Annotated in this window: 1 protein-coding gene; it reads right to left on the bottom strand. The window is 46.9% G+C overall.

Annotated elements, in window-relative coordinates; all coding sequences use genetic code 11:
- Positions 1 to 281 precede the first annotated feature (281 nt).
- A complete protein-coding gene (locus tag ABLA76_RS16210) occupies positions 282 to 1286 on the bottom strand; it encodes an IS110 family transposase (protein ID WP_348988710.1) in 1005 nt (334 codons plus the stop codon).
- Positions 1287 to 1374: the final 88 nt, after the last annotated feature.

A 1374-nucleotide genomic window follows, 5' to 3' on the forward strand; every position in this document is an offset into this window, starting at 1 on the left:
AAATCTATGGTCTTCCCCGTTTTTGCAACACTCATTTTGATGTATGGTTGGCTTGCTTAAATCTATCCGGCGTCTCTATGAGTATGGATACCCGCGCCACGATGAGTTCTGCGCCTGATGAACCTTAAAAACTCCCCGGCTTCAATGAGCCATTTTGTTTCTTAGGTTATTCATCAGGCCGATTGGCCGTTCATGTCATCAATAATCAGTCTTCGCAAAACCAGATAGGTAACGTGTATTTCACTGTTTAATCATTAAGTTATTGAATCCGCCAGCCTCTATTAGGCCTGATACTCATTTTGCCGAGTCGTGATTGCCCAGGCTATTCGTGCCAGCTTATTAGCCAGTGCACAGGCAACCACATTCGAATGTTTCTTGCTCAGTTGTGCCTTAACCCACTCGGCAAGTCTCCCATGCTGATGCTCAAGCCGCATCATAAACGCCCGGGCGCATTGAACCAGCAATCGGCGCAAATTTTTGTTGCCGCGTTTGCTGATACCCAGCAGAGTCGGTTTTCCCCCTGTACTGTATTGTCGGGGAACAAGCCCCATCGAAGCAGCAAAATCCCGGCTGCATGAAAATTGTTTTCCGTCACCAAGCTGGGATGAAAGTAGGCTGGCGGTAATGGGTCCCACCCCCGGTATTGTCATCATGCGTTGAGTCGCATCGTCCGCTTTGATGGACTGTTTTAATTCTAATTCCAACGTGGTTATTTGCTCGACAAGATAAAGGTAATGGGCATGTAATTTCATCAGCAAACGGCTCAGATAATCGGGCACGTCGTGTTCTGCCAGAACCAGAGATAACCGTTTAATGATCGCCTCGCCTTTTGGCAGACTGATACCAAACTCCAGCAAAAAGGCGTGCATTTGGTTAGTGGTCTTTACCTTATCTTTGATGAGTGATTCTCTGACACGATGCAGTGCTCTCATCGCCTGTTGCGTCTCCGTTCTCGGCTGGACAAAACGCATTGAGGGGCGTGATGCTGCTTCACATATCGCCTCTGCATCAACGAAATCATTTTTGTTACTTTTGACAAAAGGACGAACAAACTGCGGAGATATCAGCTTCGCATCATGGCCTAAATCAGCGATCCGGCGAGCCATAAAATGTGCACCCGCACAAGCTTCCATCACGACGGTAGTCGATGTACACCCCGCTAAAAATTCCATTAATTTTGGGCGGGTAAATTTTTTACGCAGCATAGTCTTGCCGAATTTGTCCTGACAATGGATATGGAAAGAATGCTTGCCGAGATCGATACCAATAAGGGTGACGTTTTGCATGATGGACTCTCCAGAAAAAATACTCTATAAAGAGTATGGTTCACAAGGTGGGGAAGACCATCTCATTAACTCCCGTAGCCTGAAAGGG

Origin of the sequence: Xenorhabdus sp. SGI240, from assembly GCF_040081915.1 — a bacterium.
GTDB classification, from domain to species: domain Bacteria; phylum Pseudomonadota; class Gammaproteobacteria; order Enterobacterales; family Enterobacteriaceae; genus Xenorhabdus; species Xenorhabdus bakwenae.